Annotated in this window: 22 protein-coding genes, 3 tRNA genes and 1 pseudogene; 15 read left to right on the forward strand and 11 right to left on the reverse strand. The window is 49.8% G+C overall.

Annotated features, from left to right (window positions below; genetic code table 11):
• Positions 1-66: 66 nt before the first annotated feature.
• The 3 genes from JWG88_RS06860 to JWG88_RS06870 all read right to left on the reverse strand — a co-directional run bounded on the left by JWG88_RS06860 (position 67) and on the right by JWG88_RS06870 (position 3,294).
• Positions 67-1,095, reverse strand: a complete 1,029-nt coding sequence (locus JWG88_RS06860) for an ethylbenzene dehydrogenase-related protein (protein WP_205232964.1) — start codon at positions 1,093-1,095, stop codon at positions 67-69.
• A 161-nt stretch (positions 1,096-1,256) separates the two neighbouring features.
• Positions 1,257-1,916: a response regulator gene (locus JWG88_RS06865; protein ID WP_205232965.1), complete on the reverse strand. Its 660-nt coding sequence runs from the start codon at positions 1,914-1,916 to the stop codon at positions 1,257-1,259.
• Positions 1,906-3,294, reverse strand: a complete 1,389-nt coding sequence (locus tag JWG88_RS06870; protein ID WP_205232966.1) for a sensor histidine kinase — start codon at positions 3,292-3,294, stop codon at positions 1,906-1,908. Before JWG88_RS06870 ends, JWG88_RS06865 begins: the two co-directional genes overlap by 11 nt.
• A gap of 471 nt (positions 3,295-3,765) precedes the next feature.
• Here JWG88_RS06870 and JWG88_RS06875 point away from each other — a divergent pair, with 471 nt between their 5' ends.
• On the forward strand, positions 3,766-4,446 hold the full coding sequence (locus tag JWG88_RS06875; RefSeq protein ID WP_205232967.1) for a class I SAM-dependent methyltransferase: 681 nt from the start codon (positions 3,766-3,768) through the stop codon (positions 4,444-4,446).
• 122 nt (positions 4,447-4,568) lie between these two features.
• Here the strand turns inward: JWG88_RS06875 and JWG88_RS06880 are convergent, their stop codons facing one another.
• A complete protein-coding gene (locus JWG88_RS06880; protein ID WP_205232968.1) occupies positions 4,569-5,189 on the reverse strand; it encodes a methyltransferase domain-containing protein in 621 nt (206 codons plus the stop codon).
• A 143-nt stretch (positions 5,190-5,332) separates the two neighbouring features.
• Positions 5,333-5,965 (reverse strand): DUF6448 family protein, encoded by a 633-nt coding sequence (locus JWG88_RS06885; RefSeq protein ID WP_205232969.1) that lies wholly within the window; start codon positions 5,963-5,965, stop codon positions 5,333-5,335.
• 259 nt (positions 5,966-6,224) lie between these two features.
• On the opposite strand from JWG88_RS06885, the gene JWG88_RS06890 reads away from it, so the two are divergent.
• The 3 genes from JWG88_RS06890 to JWG88_RS06900 all read left to right on the forward strand — a co-directional run bounded on the left by JWG88_RS06890 (position 6,225) and on the right by JWG88_RS06900 (position 10,001).
• Positions 6,225-6,773, forward strand: coding sequence for an RNA polymerase sigma factor (locus tag JWG88_RS06890; protein ID WP_205232970.1), 549 nt, complete (start codon positions 6,225-6,227; stop codon positions 6,771-6,773).
• The gene (locus JWG88_RS06895) at positions 6,754-7,290 is read left to right on the forward strand and encodes a hypothetical protein (RefSeq protein WP_205232971.1); all 537 of its coding nucleotides are present in this window, start codon (positions 6,754-6,756) and stop codon (positions 7,288-7,290) included. The genes JWG88_RS06890 and JWG88_RS06895 overlap by 20 nt, the downstream gene beginning before the upstream one ends.
• Before the next feature lie 596 nt (positions 7,291-7,886).
• A complete protein-coding gene (locus JWG88_RS06900) occupies positions 7,887-10,001 on the forward strand; it encodes a multicopper oxidase family protein (protein WP_205232972.1) in 2,115 nt (704 codons plus the stop codon).
• A 54-nt stretch (positions 10,002-10,055) separates the two neighbouring features.
• On the opposite strand, the gene JWG88_RS06905 is transcribed toward JWG88_RS06900, so the two are convergent.
• Positions 10,056-10,283 (reverse strand): hypothetical protein, encoded by a 228-nt coding sequence (locus JWG88_RS06905; RefSeq protein WP_205232973.1) that lies wholly within the window; start codon positions 10,281-10,283, stop codon positions 10,056-10,058.
• Here JWG88_RS06905 and JWG88_RS06910 point away from each other — a divergent pair.
• The 3 genes and pseudogenes from JWG88_RS06910 to JWG88_RS06920 all read left to right on the forward strand — a co-directional run bounded on the left by JWG88_RS06910 (position 10,276) and on the right by JWG88_RS06920 (position 12,196).
• Positions 10,276-10,830, forward strand: coding sequence for a PDZ domain-containing protein (locus JWG88_RS06910; RefSeq protein WP_205232974.1), 555 nt, complete (start codon positions 10,276-10,278; stop codon positions 10,828-10,830). The genes JWG88_RS06905 and JWG88_RS06910 overlap by 8 nt on opposite strands.
• A gap of 165 nt (positions 10,831-10,995) precedes the next feature.
• Positions 10,996-11,352: pseudogene (locus JWG88_RS06915) on the forward strand (cytochrome C); the annotation flags it as partial.
• Between the two features lie 427 nt (positions 11,353-11,779).
• Positions 11,780-12,196 carry a secondary thiamine-phosphate synthase enzyme YjbQ gene (locus JWG88_RS06920; RefSeq protein WP_205232976.1) on the forward strand — a complete coding sequence of 139 codons (417 nt, stop codon included), beginning with the start codon at positions 11,780-11,782 and terminating at the stop codon, positions 12,194-12,196.
• Positions 12,197-12,480: 284 nt separating this feature from the next.
• On the opposite strand, the gene JWG88_RS06925 is transcribed toward JWG88_RS06920, so the two are convergent.
• The 4 genes from JWG88_RS06925 to JWG88_RS06940 form a co-directional block, all read right to left on the reverse strand.
• Positions 12,481-14,337, reverse strand: coding sequence for a lytic transglycosylase domain-containing protein (locus JWG88_RS06925; RefSeq protein ID WP_205232977.1), 1,857 nt, complete (start codon positions 14,335-14,337; stop codon positions 12,481-12,483).
• Positions 14,338-14,438: 101 nt separating this feature from the next.
• Positions 14,439-14,735: a hypothetical protein gene (locus JWG88_RS06930; RefSeq protein WP_205232978.1), complete on the reverse strand. Its 297-nt coding sequence runs from the start codon at positions 14,733-14,735 to the stop codon at positions 14,439-14,441.
• A gap of 358 nt (positions 14,736-15,093) precedes the next feature.
• A tRNA-Glu gene (locus JWG88_RS06935) sits at positions 15,094-15,171 on the reverse strand.
• Between the two features lie 13 nt (positions 15,172-15,184).
• Positions 15,185-15,260 (reverse strand) — tRNA-Lys (locus JWG88_RS06940).
• A gap of 367 nt (positions 15,261-15,627) precedes the next feature.
• Between JWG88_RS06940 and rdgC the strand changes: the two genes are divergently transcribed.
• The 7 genes from rdgC to JWG88_RS06975 all read left to right on the forward strand — a co-directional run bounded on the left by rdgC (position 15,628) and on the right by JWG88_RS06975 (position 22,162).
• Complete coding sequence (gene rdgC / locus JWG88_RS06945) at positions 15,628-16,233, forward strand: recombination-associated protein RdgC (protein ID WP_205232979.1); 606 nt, start codon at positions 15,628-15,630, stop codon at positions 16,231-16,233.
• A 26-nt stretch (positions 16,234-16,259) separates the two neighbouring features.
• Positions 16,260-16,811: a hypothetical protein gene (locus tag JWG88_RS06950; protein ID WP_205232980.1), complete on the forward strand. Its 552-nt coding sequence runs from the start codon at positions 16,260-16,262 to the stop codon at positions 16,809-16,811.
• Positions 16,812-16,859: 48 nt separating this feature from the next.
• A complete protein-coding gene (gene gatB / locus JWG88_RS06955) occupies positions 16,860-18,284 on the forward strand; it encodes an Asp-tRNA(Asn)/Glu-tRNA(Gln) amidotransferase subunit GatB (protein WP_205232981.1) in 1,425 nt (474 codons plus the stop codon).
• 10 nt (positions 18,285-18,294) lie between these two features.
• Positions 18,295-19,041 carry a RadC family protein gene (gene radC, locus JWG88_RS06960; protein WP_205232982.1) on the forward strand — a complete coding sequence of 249 codons (747 nt, stop codon included), beginning with the start codon at positions 18,295-18,297 and terminating at the stop codon, positions 19,039-19,041.
• Positions 19,042-19,043: 2 nt separating this feature from the next.
• Entirely contained in the window at positions 19,044-20,171 is a 1,128-nt protein-coding gene (gene hemW, locus JWG88_RS06965; RefSeq protein WP_205232983.1) for a radical SAM family heme chaperone HemW, read from the forward strand.
• Positions 20,172-20,454: 283 nt separating this feature from the next.
• Entirely contained in the window at positions 20,455-21,648 is a 1,194-nt protein-coding gene (locus JWG88_RS06970; protein ID WP_205232984.1) for an MFS transporter, read from the forward strand.
• Between the two features lie 437 nt (positions 21,649-22,085).
• Positions 22,086-22,162, forward strand: a tRNA-Pro gene (locus JWG88_RS06975).
• Positions 22,163-22,506: 344 nt separating this feature from the next.
• On the opposite strand, the gene JWG88_RS06980 is transcribed toward JWG88_RS06975, so the two are convergent.
• Positions 22,507-22,773 carry a hypothetical protein gene (locus tag JWG88_RS06980; RefSeq protein ID WP_205232985.1) on the reverse strand — a complete coding sequence of 89 codons (267 nt, stop codon included), beginning with the start codon at positions 22,771-22,773 and terminating at the stop codon, positions 22,507-22,509.
• Between the two features lie 542 nt (positions 22,774-23,315).
• On the opposite strand from JWG88_RS06980, the gene JWG88_RS06985 reads away from it, so the two are divergent.
• A complete protein-coding gene (locus JWG88_RS06985) occupies positions 23,316-23,804 on the forward strand; it encodes a hypothetical protein (protein WP_205232986.1) in 489 nt (162 codons plus the stop codon).

A 23,804-nucleotide genomic window follows, 5' to 3' on the forward strand; every position in this document is an offset into this window, starting at 1 on the left:
AACTATATTCCTTCATCAGCTCCTTTGAAGGAGCTGATGAAGGCTTGTCAGGAGTTACCTGTCGCTTTATTTAAACTGCAGCTCCAGGGTCTCAACATGAAAGAGATGATTGATCTGGGAGTTATCGAAGACTGCAAGTCCAAAGGGAAAGCCCTTGGATTTATCGGTAAACTGGACATCCTGAGTGTCGGCGTTTTCACCCTCTGTTTTGAGTGACCGCATCACTTCCAGAGTCCAGGTGCCCTTTTCGTAATTGCCGCGGGAGAGGATATCCGCACGGCCCCCCATCATCGGAGCGATATCGATCCCGGGAACCACGTCTCCCGCTGCAAAATTGTCGACAAAGGGAACTTTCTTGCTGGGGATGACATAATACATTTCATCCTCAGTCGGGTTAAGGTTCATATATGCCGGCCTGGATTTGTCGGCGCTGTCGTTGTTTTGGTAACCACCCTTACCGGTATCGCCCTTCCTGCCCCAGCCTGCGTTCTCCTTGGGATCTGTATTGTCGTCGACATACTGATCGTCGAACATACCCATAGGCAATGAGCGGACAAATTTAGCATGCCACATATCAATGGTCTCGCCGGGGGAGTCGGTATATTTTCGTCCTGCCGAGGTGTCACCGGGCTCATCCAGATGACAGGCTATCATACAGCCGTCTTCCTCAAAACCCTTGGTGCTGATATTCCAGAACATGGCGAACTTATCTTCGTAGTAGGTATTGTCGTGCCCTGTACTGTCCTTGTCGGAGAGTTTTTTCCAGGAACCGTCGTCCTGCTTGACCCATGGAAAACGAGCAAGGCTCTTGGTTGGATCTTTGTAGGAAATCAGAAAATACACATACTCGTCGTCATAGAGAGATTTCACTGAGACGTCGGTACTGGTCATTCCCTTGTATCCGTTGCTTGGCTCGTACGGGAGTTCATCAACGGTGACCGTGATTTTTTTAGCTGAATCCCAAATGTTTTCCGCGACTCCGTCCAGCACGATAGGCGAATCAGTTTTGGAGCTGATCAGGACCTGATCGGCTGCGAAAGCCGTTGCACTGAGAGAAAAAATTCCTGCGAGAGTTAGAACCGCCGCCTTTTTCATATACTTCTCCTTTGTTGAGGGGTGGGGGGAGTATGACAAACCATACTGCTGACTGTAAATTAGAGTGTAGTGCTATTGTACGGGCTGTTCCAGATAAAGGTTACTCACAAAACATGCTTTTCTGTGAAACATTCTTCACACTGGAGAACGATAGTACTGAATTAATTTGATATCTTTTGAGAAAAGAGGTGAAGCATTTCCACCATTTTTTCTCCCTGCGAAGTGAGCTGATAGGATTTATCTCTGTCTTGGGCAACGAGATGGTTGGTTTTAAGGTTTTTGAGATGAAAGTTCACCTTGGTGTGATCACTGATCTCCAGGTATCTGGTGATATCCATAAATCGCATCTCTTTTTTCAGAAAGAGCGCCGCCAGGATTTGTCTTCGTATCTGATTGGAAAGGCAGGCAAGCGCTTCATCCAATTCCGGATCGGGCTGCTGCTGTTTTTCAAACTTCAATTCTTCGAGATTGCGCCTTACCGCAACAAGGAGTTCATCTCTTCTAAAGGGCTTGGCGAGGTAATCGTCGGCACCGCCTTTCATCGCCGCCACAGCATTATCCACTGTTGAAAAAGCGGTTATCATGATGATTTTGATGTTGGGGTAGTTGTTTTTGAGCAGCGAAATAAAGGCCATTCCCCCCATTCCCGGCATCATGTTGTCAACTACCACGAGCTGAGGAGCCTGGATCTTAATTTTTTGCAGTGCTGCTTCGGCGGTTTCGCAGCCAATTGCCTCAAAACCATTGTCTTCGAGAATCTCGACAATACCTTCACGAAGGTCGCGATCATCGTCGACAACCAGAATATTTTTATTGCTCATCGGGCTTCACCGGAAAAGATAAAGATGCGACAGCACCACCAAGTTCGCCGCTCGCCAAAGATATATTGCCGCCATGCTGCTGTACTATATTGTAGCATACCGACAGTCCAAGCCCCGTCCCCTTACCTATCTCCTTGGTGGTAAAGAATGGGTCAAAGATCTTGGTGAGATTTTCCTCTGCTATTCCCTGACCTGTATCTGTTATCACGATTTTAACATATCCGTTTTCAAAAAGAGTTTCGACATCGATTCTGCCCTTTTCAGTGCAGGAATCGATACTGTTCATCAGCAGGTTTATTATCACTTCCTCAAGTTTCCAGGGGATACCCAATATTTCAGGAACCTTTTGCAGATTAGGATAAATAATTGTACTCAATTTCTGCGTTTTTAACAAATCTATGCTGCTTTTAATCACCTCGTTTATGTCCGTTGGCTCCAGTGCGGTTTCCTTTTCCCGGGAAAAGTGCAGCAGTTCCCTGGCAATTCTCGAGGCCCTGTTGACATTTCTTTCAATGGCCGACACTTTTCTGTCAATTTTTTCGTCAGCTTTCAGCAGATCTTTGAGCATCTCGAGGTTCAGAGAAATATTGGCCAGGGGGTTGTTGATTTCATGGGAGATTCCGGCTGCCAGAATACCCATTGATGCCAGTTTCTCCGATTGTGAGAACCGCTGCAGTTGTTCATTGACGAGTTCCCGCTGTTCAAGGCTGAAAACAGAGAGGGCTCGTATGGTAAAAATCATGATGAAAAAAGCGCATATTCCTCTGAACATGACGATTTTGACGCCAATCCCGGGCACAACCACATCGGAGGGCACCACCCCGGTCAGAAAGGCGTAGCAGACCATAAAACTTCCGGCCAGGATAAAGTTTACGGCAACATTAGCGGAAAATAACCGTACCGTCCTTGAGTAGAAAATCAAGCCGATTCCCGCTAACAAAGCACCGGGAAATGCAACGAAAATGCGCACATGAATATCTTTACCGCTGCCGACATCAAAAACCAGGGCAACCAGTATCAGCGTCAGGGCGGAAACTCCCACCAATCCCTTGATCAGAGGTGGAGTCCTTTTAAGGGCTTGATCACCGTACAAGGTGATGATATTCAGAAATATTCCGAAATAGAGGAGGAATAGAAAAGAGAAGCTGACGACGACAAGGCGCAACAGGGAAAAGGAGGCCGGCGAAATATGGGGATAGAGCTGACTGAGTAAATCGAGCCACTCATGAAATCCATGGATGATACCGAAGGTGGCAAGCAGCCAGATAATTCGTGCTATGCCGAGTTCGCTCAAGCGGATATCTCTTGAGAGAATAGCTATGCCAAGGGTAAAAAAAGCCAGGCCATAGAGAAGGTAGAGAAAGAAGTTCCAGATCATTAAGGGTCACCGCTATTGCCGGTAGTTGCAATAAATTTTTATTTCATCCTACCTCTTCTCAACATGTGTCTGCAATACTATATCGGTTGGAAGGTGGCCGTTTTGTGGGTTAGTTCCGGTTCCCGCACCTTTTATCCACAGCATGCTTGTTCTACCCATGGCTTCGTTAATCACCATACCACCTTAACGTTATTATCTGACTCTCTATGATAAAATCTTAAAAAAAACAAGGTGCAGCAACAACAAAATAACACAGCACGAGAGGTGTTTGGCACTGAACTTGCGTACAGGTTTACAAAGAACCACCTCGGAAAGCATTATGACAGAACGAAAACCGTCGTGGACTGTCATGAGACGATAGACGGCAGGGTGAGAGAGTACGCATAAAAACAAATGGAAACAGAAGATCTTGGGAACAATTAGGGACAGAAGTCGTTGAACAAAACCTCTAGCTTAAACGGGAAGAGTCATATGGGTCAATCAGCCAGCCTAAGCAAAGGATATCACCTTTACCAGCTACAGCGACGATGTATTGTCTGCGACACGGTTTCGGCACATATTTTTACCTGTATCGGCGCCAAAAGCTATTGGCGCTGTGATACCTGTCAGGCAACTTTTCTGGATCCGGCTGACAGGGTCTCGATAGAGGAAGAATACGCGTACTATTGCCTGCATCGGAATAACCCGGATGACCTGAAATATCGGCATTTCCTGTCCAAACTTACCGCTCCTCTGCTGCAGCGCCTCCCACGGCAAGCAAAGGGGCTGGATTACGGATGTGGACCGGGACCGGCATTGGCCGGTATGCTGAGTGAAGCGGGACACCGCATGAGTTTGTTTGACCTGCATTTTTTTCCGGAGCAGGAACCGTTGAGCGATCTCTACGACTTTATAACCTGCACTGAAACCATTGAACACTTTCATCATCCGGCAAAGGAATTCAAACGCCTGGACAGTCTGTTACGGCCTGGGGGATGGTTGGCGGTTATGACCTGCTTTCAGACCGACGATACCCGGTTTGCTTCCTGGCATTATCGTCGGGATCCAACCCACGTAGTGTTTTACCGGGAAAAAACCCTTTGTCATCTTGCCCGCGAGTTCGGATGGACATGTGAAATTCCGGTCAAGGATGTAGCCCTGATGCGAAAATAACACCGTTGTTTTGAGAAACCCTCTGTAAGGAATTTTGTGTTATCGTAAATAGTTGCCACAAAGTGATCGTAAGCTGTGATCGACAACTGCGCAGAATACATGCTTGCCCGCACAAAATATCGTCATGACCTTGTAAATGTCACCATCTGGGACGAGCTGCCGAATACCGGATTAAAAGGCCCGATATCGTCGAAACTGGTGTGGTAGCCTTTGCGTCCGGCTACGCCCTCCGCCCAGTTTCTGAATTTTGCCCGGGACCATTCAAAGAGATGCCCTGGGTGTCTGAACTCACCCTCGGGGACGCCATGCAGCACATTATACTCTTGATTTGGGGTGGTAATGATTACCGTTTTCGGCCTGCAGCAGGAAAAGACAACCTTCTCAACGGCGGACAAACGCTGGGGTTCAAGATGTTCAATGGTTTCCACCATCACGGCAGCATCGAAACCAGCCATGTCTTCGTCAAAAGAAGTGTAAGAAGCCTGAAAAATAGAGAGGCGCTTATCAACATACACGTCAGGTTGAGAAAACATGGATCTTGCCCCGGCCAGTGCCTCCTTTGAGGTGTCGATACCAACTATTTTCCTGAATTGTTTTTCGTTCATCAGGCGAACCAGTAGTTCACCGGCTCCACAGCCAAGATCGAGCACACTCTCAGCTTCGCTCTTCAGCAATGTCTGAACCACAAGATCCAGTCGTTCGTTATGTAGATCGGTGACCAGTTTATGCGGATTTTTTCTCAAAATTTTGTTTCCCCTCTTATTTTCCTGCTGGTGTTGAACATTTTCAGTTTTCGAAGAATGTGGTCCCAGTGTTTTTCAAAACTTGTCGTCAAAGGCTCGGGTGGCCATCAGACTGCAGACAATTGCGGCTGCATCTCGGAGGATTAATGTTCATGCTTGCTCTTTGGGCCGGCTGCGTCTTTGCCATGATGACCGGCGTCTGCCTTGATCAGGCCGTGCAGCCCTTCCACAAAATGGGTGAACACAACATAGGATTCCACAAATTCACGGCCCTCGTCAACGCTGGCATCAGCATGTTTCTGCTTTTCGTATGCCTCGGCAAAACGCACACGAATCTCGTTGGCCATGGCGTTGCTCAACACATTCACCAGTTTGTCGACAGAACCATTTACCAATGCCTGATCCGCAAGAGCCACTGCCGGATCGACAGCGGTTCCCGGCTTTAAACCGGTGTACGGAGCCCCTTCGCCAGCGCGATGAATGCGCACCAGCGTTTCGAAGAAATACCGATCGGCAAAGTCTTTGGCTTCGGGTCCCATTTCCCGCATCGTCAGGGTTTCTGTGAAGGCGGTTTTGATTACCTCTTCCTGATCGGGCTTCACCCATTTCAACAGGCTGGTCACATCCCCTTTGTCGAGCGCAGTCCGTGCAGTTTCGACCACCGGGCCGTCCAGAGTGTCACAGTGGGCCAACACTCTGCCCGGCATCGCCAGAATTGCCATCAACAATAATGCCATCCCTGCATAGCCCTTAAATCCTTTTGATGAAACGTTCATTTTTTTCTCCTTTGTTGTGAGTTATTGAAACTGCTTACTCACTAGAACGTGAAGATTCGGCTTTTGTGACAAAAAAAGATCATCCCCCAAACGCGTACCTGGATAATATGAAGATGTCAATCCCGGAGGCCGTATGCTTGCTACTGCTCTAATTTTCATGTATTCATTTCAGTATGAAAAAATCATCTAAAAAGTGTCACAAATTTCTGCGCTGCGGCGTTATATATATTAGACAATGAGAGAAAAAGGAGATCACCATTTGACCGACGAGGAATTGATGCTGGCCTACGCGACTGACGACATGGAGGCTTTTGAGGTGTTATATCGACGCCATAAAAGCCGTATCTTCGGCTTCCTAATGTCGAAATTAAAGGATCAGACTGAAGCTGAAGAGGTGTTTCAGGCGGTTTTTACCAAATTGCATGTCGCCAGAGGCAAATACCGGACTGAGATCCCTTTTCTCCCCTGGATTTTCACTATAACGCGTAATGCCATGATTGATCATATCCGCCGGCGAAACAGCTATCAAGTGCATATCACCAGTTCTGGAAAACCTCTGGAAGCCTATGCCGCGCCGCTGGCAGCTGAGTCCCCAGCCGATATTTCCAGTGCTAATCTAGACCGCTTAAACACAAACCAGCGCCAAGCGCTGGATTTGCGCTTTCAGCAGGAAATGAGCTTTGCCGAGATTGGTGAACGGCTGGTGATTTCGGAGGAGAACGCTAGACAGGTTATCAGTCGGGCGATCCGTAAACTGCGCAAAATACTGACCCGCAAGGAGAAGCGACGTGACTCAATACAAGAATGAACAACAGATGGAGCAGGAGTTTGCCGAATTTGTTGCCGCAAAGCCATTGGCACCCGCCGCGGTGCTGGATGAGGTGATTGTTTGGCGGGTGACGCGTGACCTGCGTCCAGTATGGTGGAAAACCTGGGGTAAATTGACCCTGGTTGAAGTGGCAGCAGGGCTGTTGACGCTGACCCTCTGTCCGCAATTCGGTTTGGGCTTCGGCACGCACAATGAATTTTTGCACGCACTGCACTCGGCCACCACACCGCCGGTTTTTTATCTGCTCTGTGGGTTGATTTTTGTTGGTTTCGGCGCCGTGCTTGGAGGGTTGGTTTTGCCGCGTGCCGCAATCCGCACTTTTGGCCGACAGAAGTATCCCTACTTTATACTTTACACACTGCTGGCCTATCTCGTCTTGGTGACGCTGGGTTCCGAAGCTTTTATTCTCAGCTCGCTGGTCTGGATAGTTGGCGGATTGCTGGGCAATCTTGTTATGTTCAGCGCAGTTGCCCGCTTGCGGCTTTATGCAAGTTAACGCCATGAAATCATAACTGCAACACGGGTGTGCCCCGGCCTCCCCGAAACAAACCGTGATAGCATCAGATTTTCTTCCTTCCTCTGATTAGACCCTCGGCAAAAAAATCACTGCTGATTTTCCCAATAAATCCATATATGAAGAATATATTTATCAACTTCGGATGACTCTCTGAGCTTGCCTTTTCGTCTGATTCGTGATGAAATTGAAGATATCATCGCGTGCTGTCCGAAATCATCGACCACAGCACTTCAAGTACCCTGCAGGTTCATCGATCTCAGGATTTCAGTTCTTCAATGCTGTAACCGCTCGCCGCTTTTCGAAGCCTTCAGTTGGCTAAATTTTTATCTTGAAATCCCTTTTTAAACCCTTTCTTTATGCGTTCATAAGAGGGCATGATTCTCTCAAAAAAGAATTATTACTCCATTGGCAACTCTCAATGTCACTGACAGCTGGCGCTGTTTGTCCGGCCATCAGCGAATTCGATTTTTTTTTGGTCGTGAACATCAACAAGGCCGCAGCTGCCTCATCACAATCCACAAGCAAAAGACCGATGAAGGCGGACCGCCGAAACATCAAGCATAGGGGGTTAGATTATGAGTAAAGGCATAGTGGAATATTCACTGACCAGAAGAAGGGTTTTGCAAAGCGGGGTGATCGCCGGTCTGGGTTTGATGGTTCCCTGGCGCCTCCTGCCGAAAAATGCATTTGCAACTTCTGCGGCATTGGGATTGAGCGATCCCGTGCTGCAAGAAAAATTCGTCGAACTGGCGCCGAATGCACTCCATCCAAGCTTTAAGTTTCCAGCGCAGAACGTCAACAGGGGGAAATATAAAATCACCATCGAGCAGGGGGCGCAGTTTACCGGATTGCGCACTGCACAAGGCAACCGCGTGGCTACCCCCGTGTGGGGATATGGCAGAAATGGAAGAGGAGTCGACTGGCCGGGGCGCACCTTTGAGGTGCAGAGCGGCGTTCCCATCGAAGTGAAGTGGGAAAACAAGCTCATCGGCCCCGGCGGCTTCCTGCCGCATCTGCTGCCGGTGGACACCAACCTGCATTGGTGCTATAGCCTGCACGGCTATGAGGAGTATACCATCGCCAGCGCCGGCGTTCCGATCGTCCCTCACCTGCACGGCGGTCACAGCGATTATCCGTTTGACGGTAATCCCGAATTTTTCTTCGGCCCGGCTTCGGTCCAGGGACCGCGCTGGGAGGAGAAGAAGTTTATCTACCACAATGATCAGCCCGCGGGCAATCTGTGGTATCATGACCACGCTCTGGGAATAACCAGGCTCAACGTCTATGCGGGTCTGGCGGGATTTTACTTCATCAGGGACGAATACGACACCGGCCTGCCCAGTAATCCTTTGAGCCTGCCAGCCTATCCCTACGAGCTTGCCTACGCCATTCAGGACAGGATGTTCTATGCCACCGGCGAGCTTTTCTATCCTGCCTATCCGGGAGAACCCTTTTATGACGACTTCATCACCGCAGAAGGAGCGATACTGCCGCCGGCTCTATTTCCCAATGGTGGTCCGACGGCTCTGGCTGAATTTTTCGGTGACCATATGGTTGTCAACGGCAAGATCTGGCCCAAGGAAAACGTGGAGCCGCGTAATTATCGCATGCGCTTACTGAATGGCTGCGACAGCCGCTTCATGGCCGTGCAGTTTTTTGAGGTGCCAGCTGCGGCAACCGATTTTGCAACCGCGGCAGGTCCACTGGAGTTCACCGTCATCGGCAGCGACCAGGGGCTGGCCTCCAGCCCGACAACCGTCGAAACCCTGCTGTTCGAACCGGGGGCGCGCTATGACATCATTGTCAATTTCGCGGCAGTTACTCCCGGCAGTCGCGTTATTATGAAGAATATCGCCGGCGACGAGCCTTTTGGCGGCGCGATACCCGGTCCAATGCTCTTCGAGTACACCGACCGCATTATGGCCTTCGATGTCGTGTTGCCGTTGGATACCTCTGTGCCTGATGCCAGTCCAAATGGCATAGGATTTGGGCCTTCTGTGGGCAGCCCGACCAGGACCCGCAAGGTGGCTCTTTTCGAGGGCAGGGATGAATTCGATAGACTGCAGCCGCTGCTGGGGACGGCGGAACCGGCCACCGATTACCAGGGATATCCCATCAACTGGCCGGATACTCCGGTATATTCCGACCCCGACATTGGATTGACAGGGCAAATGGAAGGATCCATCGGCTGGCACAGCCCAACCACGGAAAACCCCGCGCTGAATTCGACGGAAGAGTGGGAGATCTGGAATGTCACCGGAGATGCCCACCCGATCCATCTGCACCTTGTGCATTTCGAGGTGCTTGACAGGCAGGAGATCAGCTGGGACAGCAACAGTGATGAAGATGGATTCATTCCCGAAGGATCAAGTCCAGCGAATGACGGTATATATCTGGTTACCCAACCTGCCGTTCAGCACAACTCCGTGGCTGGGAATATGGACACGTACGGCATAGGTTTTCGAATCATCCATCCACCGTCACCTGGAGATGCGTATGGGCCTGCGGTTGATAAACCAGTAGAAATTGTGGAAAACGCACCCAAGGATATGGTGACGGCGCTGCCCGGGCAGATCACGAGGATCAAAGCCACGTTCGACAAGCCCGGACGTTACGTCTGGCACTGCCATATTCTTTCCCATGAAGATCATGAAATGATGCGTGCGCTGCACGTTGGACCTGGTGCGTAGCGGAAGGTCGGCTGTTTCCTCGAAATACCGAAACATGCTCGACTCAACCATCTGTCAAGCAACATGAGGTGTCATCATGTCTTTCAAGCTGACAGCCTTGCAGGCTTCCCTGTTGATCACATTGTTTCTGTTTTTTTCCTTGGGCAATGTACTGCCGGCCAGTGAGAGAGGCTCGGCAGTTGCAAATGAAAGGCGGTACTCCTCTATATTTCCTGCTGCGGAGAGATCGATAACCTTGATCGGAACAGCGGTATCCCGAAATTCGGCAGATAATGTGGCCATCCTTGCAGATAAACGCAACGGAAGGCAATTTCTTTTCCATGAAGGCAGTACCTATGATGGGATGACTATCAGGGAGATTTTGCCCGATGGCATAACATACACCAGCGCAGGGGGGGAGGGCGCGATGAAGCTTGGCCGCTCTCCCTCGCCTGCGGCCAGGGCTTTGCAGATACCTTCGCCTCAACCGGCATCAAGCTCACCGGCGGCGGTAAGGAGAGGGGAGCGGTATCTGCACTACACCCTCAGCCGGCAAAAGGCAGCCTCTGCCCTGAGCAATCCTGAAGAGGTGGTGAAAGCGGTGGAAATTGCAGAAGGAAGGCTCTTGAACCATAAAAAAGGCTTCAGGATCAGCTCCATCGAAACCGGCAGCGTTTTTGAAGATCTGGGTCTCCATGGTGGTGATCTGGTGTTGCAGGTGAACGGCAGGGGAGTAAGCGGGAAAGAGGGACTCAGGGATATCGTTCAAGCAATCCAGGGTGAAAGCAGCCTGGATCTCACCGTTCGACGCCGGGCTCGCACATACCAGCTAGGCGTAAGCATTCGATGACAAGAGGAATGCCGACGCATGCCTTCAGCGAGAGAGAAGAAAAGGAGGCGAATATGAGAATACCTGCAAAGTCGATGATTGTGATACTTTCCATCTTTACGACAGGTTTCGTTGCGTGGTCAAATTTCCTATGGATGAGGTTATCTGGATGATGGAAGCCCAATCAATCCATTGGGGCAGGACTGGATCGACCCTGGCCTCGGTGGATTTCTGCAAACTCGTCCTGAATGGGCCGATATGGCCGAGGAAAATATGGGCAAGCACAAGGTGCCGACCCTGCGGAATGTCGGGAAAGCTAATGGCAAAAACTTTCCGAAAGCCTATACGCACAACGGTGTATTCAAGTCATTGAAGGATGTTGTTCATTTTTACAATACAAGAGATGTAAAAGATTGGCCGCCTCCTGAGGTCGCCGAGAATATCAACTCCGATGAACTTGGAGATCTGGGTTTAACCGATGAAGAAGAGGATGCCATCGTCGCTTTTATGATGACTCTCTCGGACGGCTACCTGCCAAGGTGACCGTTTGGTTCCGCAATTCCCGGGCAAAGGCGGGTGAGATGCCTGCCTTTGGTTGTTTTTAGCTTTTGCTTATTCCGCAAATGTTTCGGCCTGTGAACGCTATTTAAATTATATCACTACCAATCTGATAAAAGGCAGAGCATCCACTTTTAAAACAGCAAATGCTGTTCAAGCAAACTGAGCCTCACCTGAATGTTCCACCAAAATAACGCCTTAACAAATACCCAAACTCTCATGGGACCTGTGAGAAAAACCCTAAAATACGAAAAACGTGATGCAGAGTTGATTTTCGAAAGAGATCAAGATCCTGCAGCCAGGCGACGGTACTCACGATGATTGGCTATTTTGTAAAATGATGATATATGCTATTCCAGGTTTTAGAGACAATATCGTGTTTGAAAAACGTAAAGAAAGATAAGGAGTGAAAATGAAGAGCTACAGAAAGGAATTATGGTTTGAAGTCCCTTCAAGGCGCGGCTTCATAAATATCACCTCCACTGTCGATGAATGCCTGCGAAAGAGCGGTATCCAGGAAGGCCTGGTGCTGGTCAACGCCATGCACATCACCGCCAGTGTTTTTATAAATGACGATGAATCCGGCCTGCACCACGACTATGAGATGTGGCTGGAGAAACTCGCGCCGCATGCCCCTGTGGATCAATATCGCCATAACGGTTACGAAGATAACGCCGATGCCCATATGAAGCGGCAGATAATGGGCCGGGAGGTTGTCGTTGCCGTAACCGAGGGGCAGCTTGACTTCGGTACCTGGGAAAGGATTTTTTACGGAGAGTTCGACGGTCGCCGTAAAAAGAGGGTGCTGGTGAAGATTATAGGTGAGTAATAGCGGTGAATTTTGGCCGGGGCGGGAGGGAGTTGCTTAGACGAAATGGACTGAACAAATGAACAGTAGAGGGCGGCATCAAAATAGGAGCCCTCTCGGTGGTTCATGGTTTTAAGGACCAGTTGTGAAATAGAAAGAGTGTCTCACAGATCTAAGCCACTGACGAGGACTCCTGTCTTTATTATGTATCACATTTTCACCGAAATCCAGTAAAAGGTTGCAGGCAAGGTGAGAAAATGTGAAGTAGCCAATTTAATTTTTCGCCTTGCCGACGAATCGAACCTTCACCTGCCGATAAGACATTTACTTACCTTGTTGATTTCTCCCGCAAGTACCCAGCTGTATTTTTCCCAGAAGAGTAGATCGCTGTCATACAGCTTCTCGGTTTCCAGACGCTTGAGGAACTTGCCGTGTTGCGAAGGGCCGCCGTTATACATGGCGTAGACCAGCCGGGCCAGGGTGTTATCGTCGAGTGTCCGGCCGGCCTCAGGGTCCCGCAAGGCATATTTGGTCAGATAATGCGCGGCGATTTCACTTCCGGCAATGGCATTATAGCTGATATCCCAGCGCAGCCGATTCTGCTCGTAGAGGCCGCGCCACACCCGTTCGTTAATCTGCATCACCCCGACTGAACTCTGGTTATAGGAGAGCAGGTAGGTGAGCTGATCTCCCTTGACCACAAACTGGCGAAAGCAGCTCTCCTGCCAGGCCATGGCGGGTATAAGATTACGGAACATTGCCTGGTTGTCCTCGGGCACCTTGCCCTGTGCAATTACGGATTCGGAGGAGGAAACCAGCACATTTTCGACACGCTTGAGGTAATCGCCGACATCGGATTCAGGGACCTTCCATTGCATGATATCCTTGAATGACGGCAGAGGTTGAGCCGCGTAAGCGGCGGAAATACCAAAAGCCTCAAAAATCCGGTGGAGCATGGAACTGCTTTTTTTTTCTTCAGGAGGCTTTGGCGAGGCGTCCTGCGGTCCAAGTTGAAACAGTTTTTGAAGATCGGGATTTATTTCCGATTGGTAGTGGAGCAGTGCCGGATCGGCGTGCAGCATCCCAACCAGTCTGACCAGTCCGGGCGTGCTGATTTCAAGGCCCATTGTCGGCCCAATACGGTCGAAGATCAGCAGGGCATCGGCGGATGCAACAAAGGCGAGATAACCCAGGGCCTTCGATACTTCGGTGTGGCCCAGAACATGCTTTCTGAAAAGAGGCGAAAGCTGCTGCCAAACACTGACAAACTGCTGCCGGACAATATCATGGGGAATGGTTCTATCGGACAGCTCAGTGACGAAACGATAGCGGGTGTCCAGCAGAACATTGGTCAGTATCCGTTTTTCTTCCAGTGTCAGTACGTTTTGCGAAAGAGTGGTTATCAGATATACCAGAAGTCCATCCCATTCTTCCCAGAGAGCAACCGTTCTCTCGAGTTCTTCATTTTCCAAACGGGCCTGTTCCTGTTTCTCATCCGGGTCGTAAATAGAGGCCACATCCGTAAGGATCGGCAGATGCATTGAAGCCGCCTGTACCTCGATCTTTCCCGGACGCATTGAAGCCAGCATACCCTCGGCCTGTCTCCGCTTTTCCTGCGGGAAGAGAGGCAGAAGAAAGTTTTTCACATCGGCGACGGGCGGCATAAGATTTATGCGTATCCCGGAGATATAGGACCAGATATGGGGTTTAATAAGATCCCAGAGCACATCCGTAATCCGGGCCGGCTGCCGGTCTGCCCCTAGCAACCGTGATCCCACGGTGGTAAAAGACAATTGCCAGGTGTCCGGGCTAAGGAAAGGCTGCTCATAGAGAACAAGATGACCCTGCCATTCCAGCGGCGTAAAGCATCTGCCTCCAAGAGGAGTGCCTGCCCTGGCGTTCACCTGTATATCCAGCTTGATTCTGCCGTTTTCCTCGGAAACCTGGGGGGCAGATAAAGCAAGATAGATGCAGCCGTTTCCTTCATTGATAAGGGTGGCGGATTCGTTGTTTTCCTGAAAGGCATGATTTACCAGGAGCTTGCGGAGCAATGGATAATCAATGGTGATCGGCAGGGTCACTGTCTGCAGTGCGGCCTCGCTGACGCCGCTGTAAATAAAAGTAATCGCCAGGGCCAGTAAAAGAATGGTTTTTTTGATCATTGCAGTCACTATGGGTGTATTCCGGTAAACGGGAAGATAATTTTTTCCCTTCTGGTCATACGAAACGTATCGCGAAACCGACCAAATCGTGAGTATGAATTTTAATTCATCATTGCCCTTGTAGCTTCATTTTTCACTGCTGCAAGCAGTTCTTTTGCTTTTGCTATTTCATCGTCCAGCCTTTGTACTTCTACCATTGCCGTTTCGATTTCAGAACCGGGTATCCATGATTGCACGGTTTCCACCTCATCAAGGTTTTCACTGACAATGTCTGCTGTCTTTCCCTCAATGATGTTGAATCTATGGTGGCAATATTGTCCGTTCTGGCTGGTGGGACAGGTGCAGTGTGTTGCAATAGTTGAATCGGAATTTCTTATAAATTCGACCAGGTAGGGCATTTCGGTTGATCCTTGGACCAAAAACTGTATTTTCATTTTTTGTTAATGTGTTGGAAATTCATAACAAACGATGTCTTATCTTAAGAAGCGCTCCTTCGCTGACTGCATATATGGGACATCCATTCTGATGATTCATACAGGATATTGTTTGTCCATGCAATGACAGGTTGAGTGGCTGTGATGTTGTCGGATGGGAGAACGCTGTGCTGCAAAACAGACCGCATTGAGGAAAGAACAGAAATATTTGAGGACGTTACAGATTGTTTGACTTCCTTCTTTCAGAAGAATACATGAGGCCCTCATGGCCCCTCAAAGCAAAACAGGCACTTAACGAAAACCGTTAAGTGCCTGTATATACTGGCGTCCCCAAGGGGATTTGAACCCCTGTTGCCGGCGTGAAAGGCCGGTGTCCTGGACCTGACTAGACGATGGGGACCGGGATCTTTTTCTGGTGGGTCGTGTTGGACTCGAACCAACGACTCTCTGCTTAAAAGGCAGATACTCTACCGACTGAGTTAACGACCCATGAGGGAATGCTATATACAAATATGTCGAAAAACTGTCAAGCGAAAAAAAACACCTTTATAATTTTTATCACTCGCACAAATCATAGTCAAGCGGTTATGCCAAAAGAAAGAAGATAGATAATGGTCTCTTCGGCAGAGGTCAGCTTAGTGTTTCAGAGAGCTTAATTTTATGTATTTTCAATACTATATTGTTCATCAAGATGCTTGGGCCTCCGGGGACTGCGGGAGATCGAACTTTTTACGCGTCTTTCAAAGAAGGAAAAACGTTGTCGCAGTGTTTCTCTAATGATAGGATGCAGTTTTCAATTTTCCCGGACCACTATGCAGTGTGGTCTTTCATAAACAGATGACCATGAGGGACGGAGATGGGTTTTATTAACGGTTCGGCAAGTTTTGTCCGTTTCAGCGTCGAAGGTGAACTTCCGGAAAATGTCTGGGACTTCATAGCGGAGAGGGTAGCGGCCTTCTCCTTCCAGGATATAGACGATACCTATGACGAGTTTTCGATCGGCTGGGTTTCGGTGATGAATATGTTTGATTCCGATTTCGAATACGCCTCCTATGCCAATGGCGACTATGTGACGCTGACCCTGAGAATGGACGAGCGCAAGGTTTCGCCGGCGATACTGAAGAAATTTTGTGCCAAGGAGGAGGAGCGTATTAAGAAGGAACGCCAGCTTCCCAAGATCGGCAAGGCCATGAAGATGGAGATCAAGGAGCGGATGAACACCGAACTGATGCGCAGATCGGTGCCGGTTCCCTCAATATTTGATTTGTGCTGGGATCTCTCCAACGGTACCCTGCTCTTTTTCTCCACCAACAAAAAAGTGCATGCCCAGCTCGAGGATTTCTTTAAGGAGACCTTCGGCCTTTTGATCATGCAGCAGATTCCGTATATTACCGCCGAACATCTTCTTACTGAAGAAGAGGGATACCGGCTTGCCGGCATTGGCCCGGAAATTCTGGTTTAACATTAATCAAGGTAATGTGAAAAATAATGGATTTAGTAGATTTAATAGCGGAAAAACGATTTCTTGGACAGGAATTTCTCACCTGGTTGTGGTGGAAGAGCGAGGAAAGAGGAGGGAGCATCCTCCTGCCCGAGCATGGCGATATCACCGTGGCTTTCGAGAAGCATATGCTTCTCGAATACGGGGAGGGCGAAACCAACGAGAAGCTTATTTGCAGTGGACTGCAGACCGAGCTGCAGGAGGCGCGCACCGGCCTGCAGATGGGTAAGAAACTGGAGCAGGCCCGTATACAGCTGGTATCTGCGGAGCAGGAATACAATTTTACCCTGGCGGCGGCGATGATGGAATTTCGCAACGTCAAGCTCCCCAAGACCGCAGGAACGGAGGCGGGGGCTCCGAACAATCCGGAGGAAACCGAGGGCATGATTCTGGAAAGGATTTATCTTTTTGAGGAGCTCGTCCAGCTTGTCAACAAACTTTTTCATCTCTTCCTCAAGGTGCGGGTGAGCGAAGACTGGCTGGAAGAGCGGGAAAAAGTTCGGACCTGGGTGAGCAATTCGTTGAGAACCGCCCATTGAATGTGTTATTAGAACAACAGGGCCAGAGAAAAAAGTACAGGATGAAACATGGAATTTGAAACAGTTATCGGACTTGAGATACACGCCCAGCTCAAAACGGATTCAAAGATCTTCTGCGGCTGCTCCACGGCCTATGGAGCGCCGCCGAATACCCAAACCTGTCCGGTTTGCCTGGGAATGCCCGGTGTTCTCCCGGTGCTCAATAAAAAGGTCGTCGACTTTGCCATCAAGATGGGTTTGGCTACGGATTCAAAAATCAACCTGTACAATCAGTTTGCCAGGAAAAACTATTTTTATCCCGACCTGCCCAAAGGATATCAGACAACCCAGTTCGACCTGCCGATAGTCGAGCATGGCGTGGTCGAGATAGAGGTGGACGGTGAAAAAAAACGGATCGGCATCACCCGGATGCATATGGAGGAGGATGCCGGCAAATTGATCCATGACGAGCATGAGCCGCTCTCCTATGTCGATTTGAACCGCACCGGCACCCCGCTCCTGGAAATCGTCTCCGAGCCCGATCTGCGTTCGCCGCAGGAGGCGGCCGCCTACCTGAAAAAGATCCGGGCGATCCTGCGCTATCTGGATATCTGCGACGGCAATATGCAGGAAGGAAGCTTCCGCTGTGATGCCAACATTTCGCTGCGGCCCATGGGGCGCAAAGAATTCGGCACACGGACCGAACTGAAGAACATGAACTCCTTCAGGAATGTGGAAAGTGCCCTGGAATACGAAATCCGCCGCCAGCGCGATCTGCTCCTCGACGGCGAAAAGGTTGCCCAGGAGACCCTGCTGTGGAATCCCGACAAAAACCGGACGGAGCCGATGCGGGGCAAGGAGGAGGCCCACGACTATAGATATTTTCCCTGTCCCGACCTGGTCCCGGTGGAAATCGACGAAGACTGGATCGAGAGGATGCGCGCCACCTTGCCGGAGCTGCCCGATCAGCGCAAGCAGCGATTTGTCAGCGTCTATGAACTACCGGAATATGATGCCGCCATCCTTACCGGATCCCGCGAGCTGGCCGACTATTTCGAGACGGCCGTGCAGGTCTGCAACAGCCCGAAGAAAGTTTCAAACTGGATCATGACCGAACTCCTGCGCGAGTTGAAGGGGGAAGATATCGCGGTCTGCCCGGTGGCCCCCGGACAACTGGGCGCACTGCTCGCCATGGTCGAAGAGGGCACTATCAGCGGTAAAATCGCCAAAACGGTGTTCAGCGAGATGATGGAAACCGGCAAAGATCCGCAAGTGGTGGTCAAGGAGAAAAACCTGGTCCAGGTCTCCGATGAGGGAGAACTGCTTGCCATAGTGCAGGAAATTGTTGACGCCAACCCGGATCAGGCCCAGCAGTTCCGGGAGGGGAAAGACAAGGTGATGGGCTTTTTCGTCGGGCAGCTGATGAAAAAGACCAAGGGGAAGGCCAATCCGAAAATGGCCAATGAGCTTTTTCACAAGGTGTTGAAAGGCTGAAATAATTTCATTGAAGAAAGAAGAGTGGCAGAAAAAGGGAGCCGGCCACAGGGCCAGGCTGCGCGAAAAGTTTCTGGAGATTGGCGCCGAGGGCTTCAGCGATGCCGAAGTGCTGGAGCTGCTGCTCTCCTTCGGCACCCCGCGAACCGACTGCAAATCTCCGGCCAGGCTGGCCCTGAAGGAGTTCGGCACCCTTGCCGCCGTTTTGGAGGCGCCGGGGGAGGATCTTCTTAAAATTCCCGGTATCGGCCCTAAAAACAGTTTTGCCGTCCGTTTCATTCAGGCGGTCGCCAGAAGATATCTGCAGCAGCGTCTGCAGGGCCGCAAATATCTGCACTCCTCCGGAGAGGTCCGGGACTATCTGCTCCATTCCATGCGGGAGTTGCCCCGCGAGGTGCTGACCGTTATCTTCCTCGACTCGTCGCATGCCATTGTCGCCACAGAGGTGATGGCCGAGGGGACGGTCAACGTCAATACCATCTATCCGCGGGAGATAGTCAAGCGGGCTCTGGAAGTCAACGCCGCCGCCCTTATCGTTGCCCACAATCACCCTTCCGGCTCACTGCAGCCCTCGCCCCAGGACATGCATCTGACCCGCACGCTTTCCCTGCTTTGCTCGATGATGCAGATAACTCTCCTTGATCACTTCATCATCGGAGACGGCTCCTACAGTTTTGCCGATAAAGGCCTTATGGCCACCATTCGGGAGGATGTCGATCAAACCATCAAAGAAACTCTCGCGGCGGGGAGGAACTGATCATGGCCTCTTTATATATCCATATACCCTTCTGTCTGGCCAAGTGCGAGTATTGTTCCTTTAGTTCCTTTACCGGCATGGAGCATCTTTTCTCACGCTATGTCAAAGCCGTCAAAAAGGAGATAGTCGATCTTTCTTTTTCCGAAAAGACCGGCATCCTCGATACCATCTTTTTCGGCGGCGGCACTCCTTCACTTTTGCCGGTCGATCATATTGGCGAAATTCTTTCCTGCTGCCGGGAATTTCCGGGTATAGGAGACGGGGCGGAAATATCTCTGGAGGCCAATCCCAAGACCCTGGACTTTATGAAGCTTCTTCAGCTGCGTCAGGCCGGCATAAACAGGATTTCCATTGGAGTACAGTCATTTATCGACAGCGAGCTGAATCTTTTGGGGCGTCTGCATAGCGCACAGGACAGCTGGGACTGTATACGGGATGCAACCGGGGCCGGTTTTGCCAATATCAGCCTGGATTTGATGTACGGCGTTCCCGGACAGACTCCGGAGCGCTGGCGCTGGAACGTAGAAACCGCGTTGTCGTTGAACCTTCCCCACGTCTCCCTCTATCAGCTGACCATCGAGGAGGATACTCCCTTTGCCGTGCGTTATGGCCGGGGCAATCTGAGCCTGCCGGAAGAAGACGAGGTACTGCTGATGGATGAAATTTCATTTGATCTCTGTAAAGAGGCGGGGCTGGAACAGTATGAAATCTCCAACTTTGCCATGCCCGGTTTCGAATGCCGTCACAATATCAATTATTGGAATAATCTCGAATATCTTGCCGTCGGTGCGGGAAGCGTCGGTTTTCAGCAGGGCTGCCGCTCGAGAAATATTTCCCAGCCGCTACGCTATTGCCAGGCGGTGGAGAGCGGCGAGACCACCACCGAGGAAAGCGAGAAATTGACCCCTGAAGAGTCTTTTCGGGAAAGTGTGGTTATGGGCCTGCGGATGGTCAAGGGTGTTTCATATAGGGCCCTTTTCGAGCGATACGGCATTCATTTGCCGAAGTATTATGGTGAAATTCTCACCCCGCTTCTTGAAGGAGGGTATGTAGAGTACACCGATACCCATTTTCGCCTGACCGATAAGGGGAGACCTTTGGCTAATCAAATCCTCTCCGAGCTGGTATAAGCGGTGCTGCGAGCTGCATATTTCTGCGTTCCAGGCAACCAATAAAACCCTTCCGGCTTCATGTAGCCAAGCATGTAGATTCAGCAAAAAACTACTACCGTCTTTCCGGACCCCGATCCGCAATCCACTGAAACCCGACCCTGTTCTGAAAGAGGCAAAAACAACATATTCAAATTCCGGAGCCTTCCTGCGACTTTTTTAGAGCTCCCGGCATAACAGCTTGACAGCACAGTGTCGAAAATTTAAATAGTCATTTCACTGCTGCTCAGTAAAAAAGGAAGAAATGCAACGAACACTGCAGACAAATATCTATGGACTTTACCTGATCAAGCTATCCAAATGGTTTATGCTGATCATGCCGATCGTGGCCCTGTATTACACGGAAAACGGCCTTGATGCCTATGACATCTATCTCCTCCAGGCGATCTATTCGGTCAGCGTCGCGGTTCTCGAGATACCCTCGGGTTACATGGCCGATATAATCGGGCGGAAAAAATCGCTGGTAATGGGCAGCATCCTGGGAACCCTGGGATTTGTCCTCTATTCTCTTTCTCACGACTTCACCGGTTTTCTGCTGGCCGAAATCACCCTTGGCCTGGGGGGCAGCTTTATTTCGGGCTCCGATTCGGCACTGCTCTACGACAGCCTGGCCTCCATGAAAAAAGAACATAGATATTTGCGGCTGGAGGGAAGGATCACCTCGCTGGGAAATTTTGCGGAAACCACCGCGGCACTCTGCGGCGGCCTGCTCGCCGCTGCGATCAGCTACCGCTTTGTCTATGCCTCCCAGGCGGTAATTGCCGCAATTGCCATTCCCGCCTCCCTGATGCTGATAGAGCCGCCCCGGGAAAAAATAACCTCGACTCCGGGAATCAGGCATATTTTAAGGGTGTGCAGGGAAAGCCTGTTCGTCAACTTAGAGTTAAGCTCAACCCTGCTGCTCTCCGCCATTATCGGTACCTCGACGCTCTGCATGGCCTGGACGGCTCAGGTTTATTTCGTCTATATGGGACTAACCGAGGAGCTGATTACCCCGTTATGGGTTGCCTTGAATCTCACCGTGGCCGTTGTGGCGGCATTTGCCTCAAGGGTTGTTGAAAAAATGGGAAAAAGGCAGGCAATACTTAGCATAGTTCTCTTTATTCCGGCATCGTATATTGCTCTGGGGATGGTCCAGCTCATCCCGGCAGTGATAGTGCTGTTGATATTTTATGCCATCCGGGGTTATGCAACACCGCTCTTAAAGGATCTGACCAACAGCCATTGCCGCTCTGAGACGCGGGCAACGGTCCTGTCGATCCGCAATATGATAATCCGTTTCGGCTTTGCCCTGCTCGGGCCCTTTATCGGCAGTCTCTCCGCGGGCTACAGCCTATCCTTTGCCTTAAAGTCGAGCGGCGTAGTGCTTTTGATCCTCTCCGGAGCAGCAGCCTGGTTTGTTTTTCATATGCTCGGCGATGATTTTAAAGAATCCTAAAGGCAAAAGCCCGGCGGGTTCAAGAGCAGGTTCCGGCTGGAATTTCAGAACCGCTTCCCGGAGTTCGATGACTGGAAGGAGAAGATACTGAAAAACAGGAAACAAGAGGAAGTTTAATTCTCCACCTCATCCCCTGAAGCACTGCTCTTCGGGATCAAACCGAAGAGCAGTCACGCCGCCACAAGTGAGCTGGAAGATTGCTGCATCAAACCGACCTCCGAGCATTTCAACAACACCGTTCATTCATCACAAAATTGCTTGACAACAGGAGAGTTTTGAAGCATGTTTTGATGCGTGCTGGACGCAGTAGGTTCAGCAGACGGTTGATACCTTTTTCAGTATAAATCGAAAGCTGAATTAGGAGGCCGAGAAAAGGTTTCCTCTCAATTCGAGCGCACAGCTTGAACCTTTTCAAAAACAACTTGCGAATAATAGGTCGGGAAGTGGCTCAGTCTGGTAGAGCACAGCGTTCGGGACGCTGGGGTCGGAGGTTCAAATCCTCTCTTCCCGACCATTTGCGTGGTTTTCTCCTTTAAATTGAGTTGCCCCAACGGGCAATATCCCATTCACATCTTTCTTCATCCATCAAAAACAAGATTTTGTATTGATTACTCGCGGCTTGCGGCCGTTTATGCCATCTTTCGGTTGCAACAAATTCTCCACGTACTGCTCCTGCTATCCCATTGATAATAATAGTCATCGTCAGTAGGCTCGTGCGAATGAATGTGTTAGAGGCTTATTTGGAACTACTGCTTGAACGAGTTTTCCTTCCTAAGGAGACACAAAAAATAAAGATATAATAACCATTTAACCAACTATCTGAGGGTCTTCGAAGAAGATGGGATTGCCCACCACAGCTTAGCGCGAAAGAAGCCGGACCTGTTCTATATACGATGTATATTGATTTTTGAAGAACTCGATATCTTCGTCGCTTGCATGAGAAAAGGTCAATTCCGTCAGTCCCGCTTCATATCCTCTTTCCAGGGCCCTGAGGACTTCGTCAGTGTTTTTGCAGAAGGTTAATGCTATAAAGGCGAAATTGATGCTGATATGCGCCTGGATTTCTGTCTTGTGCATCTTTTTTACGAGCAAATCCAATTCATCTTTTGTGACATAGTTTTCCATCTTTTCTCCTGATTGAAACTATTAGGATATATCGGATTATTATTGTCATCTTTCTGCAACGGTTTGGTAAAAAGAGGGATAAGAAGAATGGTATGTTAGTAGACAATAGCCTATCAAAAGAAGCGCTCCTGTGTCTATTTAATTTTGGTGCTATCAGTGAAGAGCGGCTCGGTTATTTCAGTAAAAACCTTATTGCAGGCAGAGGGTGAGGCGGTTGTAAAAACCACCATTTCCTCTAATATCGCCCTTGATCACATCGATTCTCGGAAGTGCTTTATGGTTTGGTTTCCTGAAAAAAAAACGAAAAAAACCTCTCTCGGAGACAATAAAAGGTCTGGTAGCCGTTGCGCCCCGTTGAATTAAGTGCTACCTTGTTTACCAGGATGCCATTAGCCGTATTCGCCCCTTTCGACCAGCCATAAACATAGAGCATTATCAGAACATTGATCCCAATATGTATATCTATATACAATTATTGGGAGTTTCTGCTTTAAATAGCTATTGCCGCCCTTTGGGGTACAATAAAACCTTTCAGAAAAACCATGTTTACTACAATTTTTAAGTCAAGTGAGAAGGATCAGCCGGACAGCCAGGTTGATAAGATTGCCAAAGAGCTTTTCCAGCAGATCAGCGACGCTCGGGATGAGGCCAAAAGCGGTGCCGTTGTGGACGAGCAGGTTTTCAACGACAGGCTGAACAGCATGTTTGTCGCCGGTTACCTCATCGGCTATGTTGATGAATACCTCTCCGAGCTTTTCAGCGAAGATATAACCAAAAAACAGAGCGCTGAAGCGATATTTGAGTCCATGTTTCCCGGCAGCGGCATGAAATTTGTTCAAGGCAAGCTTACCACGAGAAAGCAGGCAGCGACATTTTCCGAGGATGACGAGAATTATCAGGAGGTGGCGAAACAGTGCACCGCCTTTGATAAGGGAATGGCTGATGCCCAGAGCGAGGTCGTGGAGTTTCTGCAGGAGAAGGGGCCGCGACCGCGGCTTCTCAAAGAGTATATGCTTCTTGGCGATAGTTAA

The sequence above is a fragment of the Desulfopila inferna genome (assembly GCF_016919005.1).
GTDB lineage: Bacteria > Desulfobacterota > Desulfobulbia > Desulfobulbales > Desulfocapsaceae > Desulfopila_A > Desulfopila_A inferna.

Excerpts from the sequence above, each read along its gene's own strand:
- JWG88_RS06860 (WP_205232964.1), bottom strand. The coding sequence starts at position 1,095 with ATGAAAAAGGCGGCGGTTCTAACTCTCGCAGGAATTTTTTCTCTCAGT.
- JWG88_RS06865 (WP_205232965.1), bottom strand. The coding sequence starts at position 1,916 with ATGAGCAATAAAAATATTCTGGTTGTCGACGATGATCGCGACCTTCGT.
- JWG88_RS06870 (WP_205232966.1), bottom strand. The coding sequence starts at position 3,294 with ATGATCTGGAACTTCTTTCTCTACCTTCTCTATGGCCTGGCTTTTTTT.
- JWG88_RS06875 (WP_205232967.1), top strand. The coding sequence starts at position 3,766 with ATGGGTCAATCAGCCAGCCTAAGCAAAGGATATCACCTTTACCAGCTA.
- JWG88_RS06885 (WP_205232969.1), bottom strand. The coding sequence starts at position 5,965 with ATGAACGTTTCATCAAAAGGATTTAAGGGCTATGCAGGGATGGCATTA.
- JWG88_RS06900 (WP_205232972.1), top strand. The coding sequence starts at position 7,887 with ATGAGTAAAGGCATAGTGGAATATTCACTGACCAGAAGAAGGGTTTTG.
- JWG88_RS06905 (WP_205232973.1), bottom strand. The coding sequence starts at position 10,283 with ATGGCCACATTATCTGCCGAATTTCGGGATACCGCTGTTCCGATCAAG.
- JWG88_RS06920 (WP_205232976.1), top strand. The coding sequence starts at position 11,780 with ATGAAGAGCTACAGAAAGGAATTATGGTTTGAAGTCCCTTCAAGGCGC.
- JWG88_RS06925 (WP_205232977.1), bottom strand. The coding sequence starts at position 14,337 with ATGATCAAAAAAACCATTCTTTTACTGGCCCTGGCGATTACTTTTATT.
- JWG88_RS06930 (WP_205232978.1), bottom strand. The coding sequence starts at position 14,735 with ATGCCCTACCTGGTCGAATTTATAAGAAATTCCGATTCAACTATTGCA.
- rdgC (WP_205232979.1), top strand. The coding sequence starts at position 15,628 with ATGGGTTTTATTAACGGTTCGGCAAGTTTTGTCCGTTTCAGCGTCGAA.
- JWG88_RS06950 (WP_205232980.1), top strand. The coding sequence starts at position 16,260 with ATGGATTTAGTAGATTTAATAGCGGAAAAACGATTTCTTGGACAGGAA.
- gatB (WP_205232981.1), top strand. The coding sequence starts at position 16,860 with ATGGAATTTGAAACAGTTATCGGACTTGAGATACACGCCCAGCTCAAA.
- hemW (WP_205232983.1), top strand. The coding sequence starts at position 19,044 with ATGGCCTCTTTATATATCCATATACCCTTCTGTCTGGCCAAGTGCGAG.
- JWG88_RS06970 (WP_205232984.1), top strand. The coding sequence starts at position 20,455 with ATGCAACGAACACTGCAGACAAATATCTATGGACTTTACCTGATCAAG.
- JWG88_RS06980 (WP_205232985.1), bottom strand. The coding sequence starts at position 22,773 with ATGGAAAACTATGTCACAAAAGATGAATTGGATTTGCTCGTAAAAAAG.
- JWG88_RS06985 (WP_205232986.1), top strand. The coding sequence starts at position 23,316 with ATGTTTACTACAATTTTTAAGTCAAGTGAGAAGGATCAGCCGGACAGC.